Raw genomic sequence first — 4,741 nt, 5'->3', positions numbered from 1 at the left:
GGCGATGCTCACCATCGTAGCGATAACGCCAGCGGGTATGCCCGTCATCTTTCTCCGTGGTACGGCCATGGATATCGTATTTCCAGCGAATACCATTCAGCTCGGTGACGCGGTTATGCATCACATGGCGGCACTATGGCGATCCAGCGGATTGCCTGCGCCATCCCAGCGCCATTGCTCATTGCCCGGCTGTGCGCCCTCCAGGGACAACAGCCGGCCGGCGTTATCGGAGTTCTATAATGTCTGGCTGAACGGATTATCGTCGCGCTCTTCACGGATCAGGTTGTTGCCGTAATCGAAGCTAAATCGCCGGGAATCACGTATAATCTCTCAACAATCAATGCAATTAACTAAAATATTATTTATAATAAAATTTAGGGAATTAATCTCTTAGAAAAAGACCTATCAAATGAGATGAATACCTGGATGGTTGGATTTCAGAAAATGTAAAAAAGACTATTGCCTTATGATTTTCAAAATCACACTCCGTCTCAAAAAAGCTGACAGCTTCTCCATCATAATTATAACGACCCGAACCTTTAATTTTTTCTTTTACTCCTCTTATTTTTTTTGAGTAAAGCGCCTTAAACTCTAAATCTTCTGAATTGAAAATTTTTGAACCATAAACCGAAAAAACAATTTTTCCAGAGCAGTATGGGCATTCAATAAAATTCTTTTCATGGATAAAGTTATTTTCAATACCATCATGTAGCAAAACCTTATTGTTAATAAAATTCTTCATAACTTTTTCAAGACTCTATATTTGATAAGATCTTCAATGTAATCAGCTGTTTGGTATTGCTTATTCATTCCTGGTTTCCCAAACCAATGAATTGCCGGACCTGCATCAACTTCATAAGGTTTTAATACCTCATAGGTGTAACGCACTCGGCGCATACTGGTAGAGGTTGATCCCGTCTGCCAGCCCTATCGGATCCTGCTGGGTAAACCGTCCGCTGTCCGGGTCATAATAACGAAACAGATTGTAGTGCAGTCCTCTTGATTCGGCCCCTGCGGGGCCTCACCCCTGGAGCCATCGCTGAAGCGATGTTCAAATTTGCTAAAGAAAATTAGTCCCGGTCCAGGTACTGGCCCTGCATACGCAGATTCTGCTTCACCACCGGAACTCGTTCGCTGGACTCGCGCAGCAGCTTGCCCCACGGGCTGTTAATTCCTTCCCAGGCTTTTTGCCCTTCACCGTCAGTCAGCAGCTCCGGCATCCCGTTGGCCGCATTATGGAACCAGTAAATCTCCGGGCTTTCCACTCCATCAATACGCGCCAGCGGCTCATAGCTCTGGCTGTCGCTGTAAACGTAGGTCAGCAGAAAGCCGTCGGAGATTTCCTACAGCAGGTGAGAACCATCTAGCATAAAGCACGGGGTTATGTAGCTGCCCGAAGGTATTTTCTAAATCAAATTTAGGTTGTTTTACTTATGCGACAACAGAGCTGATCTGTAGCAATAAAACCAGCGGTTAAAACCATTAATATTTTCAGATGGAGCAGTAATGAAAACCTTATTGCCAGCGGCTACAACTCCATTCTGAGTCACGTTTAACCTTCAAATATTAGTGCATCATCATGATGATTTTACACAAATATTTTACATTGAAATATAAGCAAGACATGAAGATTTAAATTAAGCTCCATTTAATGTATATCCCGCATTCAAATGCGTTTGTATCTGACTGCACTGTTATTTCTCCCCATGTAAAACTCCAAACATGACCATAAGGAGGGTTTTCTATTGTACCTTTATAATTACTAGGGTATCTATTTAGCACCCATGCAAACAATCTACTCTCTTCTCCCTTTAAAACATTTAAGTTTGCTCTTTTTTCCCAATCATTCATATTCTTAAAAAATTCACCAGTTTTGCTGGTAAGAAAAACACTACCCTTAATTGAAAAAACGGATGGTCTGAACTCCACAAAAAATGGTTCATTATGCCAAAGGACATCTTTTGAAAAAAAATAATATTTCCCAAAAGGTGTCAAATCATCAGCACATTTAAAAAATGAAGAATTAGTAAAGGCACTGTAAGAGGAAAGATCTATTTCATTTCCATCAATAAGTAAAGCTCCATTTGACTCGTCTAAATTCATTTTTTTCATATGTCAATTACTTTCCCAGGTTTCAGTTTAAGTCGGGCTTCTTCCGGAATATAGAACTGCAGCCCCCCTCCCTTACCATGTTGAGGATTAGCTTCAGCACGTCCTCTGGCTACATATATATCTTCTGTAACAGAATATGCTCTTACCTTTGAACGCATTGGATATTTTGGGTCCAATTTAACCTGCAAAGCCTCATGATAGCCAAGTGGATTACCTTTATATTGTCTGACAGTAGGATGACTCACAGTATAAGCAGGTAACTGATCTCCATTCGGATGAAGCGCATAAAGTATCGTCCCTTTTTTTATAACTGTATTCTCATAAACATCTATGAATGGATAGTTATCGTTATGTGGCCCCTGCCACTTAGTTGCTTCTTTCGCAGGGTCTTTACACTTCATCAACCCCCACGGGCTCCATCCAACCCAGTGCATTCGGCGCATACAGGTAAGGGTTGATCCCGCCCGCCAGCCCTATCGGGTCCTGCTGGGTAAACCGTCCGCTGTCCGGGTCATAATATCGAAACAGATTGTAGTGCAGTCCGGTTAATTCGGCACCTGCGGTGCCTCACCCCCCAGGGGCCATCGCTGAAGCGATGTTCAAATTTGCTTAAGCAAATTAGTCCCGATCCAGGTACTGGCCCTGCATACGCAGGTTCTGCTGAACGACCGGCATCCGCTGGCTGGACTCGCGCAGCAGTTTGCCCCACGGGCTGTTGATCCCTTCCCAGGCTTTTTGCCCTTCAGCGTCAGTCAGCAGCTCAGGCATCCCGTTGGCCGCATTATGGAACCAGTAAATCTCCGGGCTTTCAACCCCACCAATACGGGCCAGCGGCTCATAGCTCTGGCTGTCGCTGTAAACGTAGGTCAGCGGAATGCCGTCGTGGATCTCCTGCAACAGACGGTAGCCTTCCCAGACAAAGCGTGTCGTTACGGCCTTCCCCGACGGCCTGCTCTGTAACAGCTGCTGGCTGGTTTTACTGATACGGCGTCCCAGCGGATCGTAACGGAAACTCACCTTAGTGCGCGGCTTGGATTGTGTTTAGGGAGGGGATATGGAAAGGAACGTGAGGCAAACGCCTTATCCAGCACGTGATGCTACTAAAAGATTTAAAAATATAATTATACAACAAAGACTAATTTTTGAATATTAAGGATCAAACTTATCGAACCGTTTATAATTAGAGATTTAATGCGATCCTTAACTTAGGAATCTTAAGTCACTTACTTTAATCGAAACAAACTCGGAAATTAGCGATTATATAGCAATATGTCTTTATAGTCACACATTATATCATGTTTGATTTAATTAATTTATTTTATAAAAACCCCATAATAAATTTCTTTGTGATAAGCTGACATGTAAAAAATAGCAAGACAGCTATCGCATTAAAAAATAAAGGCCAAAGTATATTTTATAGAAATATACTTTGGCAACGTTTGGGGGCGTTATATTATAAGATTAACAAGCTTACTAATAACAGTTTATTTTATCTCTTACCTGAGTGCGTATGATTACTTCATATGCGTCTTGTTCGCTAAGCTTGGCTTTATTAAACTCTTCTTCGCTTATCTCAGATTTAACATCTTTATTAGTAATTCCACCAGCGTCATAGTTGATATAATATCTTCCATCTTCTAGAGTAACAAACATGCCATTGCCACTAAATATAGCTTCACCCATCATGTACTCCTTACTTTAAATTTTCTTGATAACGGCTTGATCCAAAGGTGTTGGATCTATAGTTGCTTCAGGAATCCTTCCAGATGTATACCCCCCAGGCAGCCAAAAATTATTTGCGCCCGCCTCATTACCAGATGGCATACGTAACCCAGTTGGATTAGATATGTCAATTCTTACAGGTGCGTCACCTAGATCTCCTTTCGACAATCCTAACATTTTCTCAATTGTGCGCACATCACCGCCAGATCGGCTAATTACATCATCAGCCACTGATTTAGGCATAACAAAATGCCCACCTGGTGGTCCGATTTCAGAATATGCAGGATTGACACCCCATGCGATTTTTGAAACTCCATCTTCAAATTGACTTAGGTGAGATTTAATTTTATCAGAATCTAAGTAAGTAACAGGATCAGGGAATTTTTCTGGTTTCGCAATTCCTTTTGTAGCTTTGTATGCACGAGCAGCCTGTTTTACTGAAGAGAATGCGCCTTTAGTTTTCCTTTGAAAATCATTCCACGCGTTCTTACAACTCAACCCCCACGGATCCACCCATCCCAGCGCATTCGGCGCATACTGGTAAAGGTTAATCCCGCCCGCCAGCCCTATCGGGTCCTGCTGGGTGAACCGTCCGCTGTCCGGGTCATAATAACGAAACAGATTGTAGTGCAGTCCGGTTAATTCGGCACCTGCGGTGCCTCACCCCCCAGGGGCCATCGCTGAAGCGATGTTCAAATTTGCTTAAGCAAATTAGTCCCGGTCCAGGTATTGGCCCTGCATACGCAGGTTCTGATCGTAGCCCGGCATCCGCTGGCTGGACTCGCGCAGCAGCTTGCCCCACGGGCTGTTGATGCCTTCCCAGGCTTTTTGCCCTTCAGCGTCAGTCAGCAGCTCCGGCATCCCGTTGGCCGCGTTATGGAACCAGTAAATCTCCGGGCTTTCCACG

At 43.7% G+C, this 4,741-nt stretch carries 5 protein-coding genes and 4 pseudogenes; all 9 read right to left on the bottom strand.

Annotation, left to right across the window (positions count from 1 at the left end; all coding sequences use genetic code 11):
- A pseudogene (locus tag LQK91_RS21770) lies at positions 1-315 on the bottom strand (hypothetical protein); the annotation flags it as partial.
- A 67-nt stretch (positions 316-382) separates the two neighbouring features.
- Complete coding sequence (locus LQK91_RS21765; RefSeq protein ID WP_146257639.1) at positions 383-742, bottom strand: hypothetical protein; 360 nt, start codon at positions 740-742, stop codon at positions 383-385.
- Positions 739-897, bottom strand: a complete 159-nt coding sequence (locus tag LQK91_RS21760; protein WP_082040843.1) for a glycohydrolase toxin TNT-related protein — start codon at positions 895-897, stop codon at positions 739-741. The genes LQK91_RS21765 and LQK91_RS21760 overlap by 4 nt, the downstream gene beginning before the upstream one ends.
- Positions 881-1,400: pseudogene (locus tag LQK91_RS22040) on the bottom strand (RHS repeat domain-containing protein); the annotation flags it as partial. The pseudogene LQK91_RS22040 and the gene LQK91_RS21760, both read right to left, overlap by 17 nt.
- A 232-nt stretch (positions 1,401-1,632) precedes the next feature.
- Positions 1,633-2,112 carry a hypothetical protein gene (locus tag LQK91_RS21745; RefSeq protein WP_105100185.1) on the bottom strand — a complete coding sequence of 160 codons (480 nt, stop codon included), beginning with the start codon at positions 2,110-2,112 and terminating at the stop codon, positions 1,633-1,635.
- On the bottom strand, positions 2,109-2,513 hold the full coding sequence (locus tag LQK91_RS22145) for a hypothetical protein (protein WP_039660436.1): 405 nt from the start codon (positions 2,511-2,513) through the stop codon (positions 2,109-2,111). Before LQK91_RS22145 ends, LQK91_RS21745 begins: the two co-directional genes overlap by 4 nt.
- A 1-nt stretch (position 2,514) precedes the next feature.
- Positions 2,515-3,150 (bottom strand): annotated as a pseudogene (locus LQK91_RS22140) (RHS repeat domain-containing protein); the annotation flags it as partial.
- A 435-nt stretch (positions 3,151-3,585) separates the two neighbouring features.
- Positions 3,586-3,795 carry a hypothetical protein gene (locus tag LQK91_RS21735; RefSeq protein WP_105100186.1) on the bottom strand — a complete coding sequence of 70 codons (210 nt, stop codon included), beginning with the start codon at positions 3,793-3,795 and terminating at the stop codon, positions 3,586-3,588.
- 15 nt (positions 3,796-3,810) lie between these two features.
- A pseudogene (locus tag LQK91_RS21730) lies at positions 3,811-4,741 on the bottom strand (RHS repeat domain-containing protein); the annotation flags it as partial.

The organism is Pantoea sp. MHSD4 (assembly GCF_021043305.1).
In the GTDB taxonomy this organism is placed as follows: Bacteria; Pseudomonadota; Gammaproteobacteria; order Enterobacterales; family Enterobacteriaceae; genus Pantoea; species Pantoea eucalypti.
This window is presented reverse-complemented; position numbering and strand designations above follow the sequence as displayed.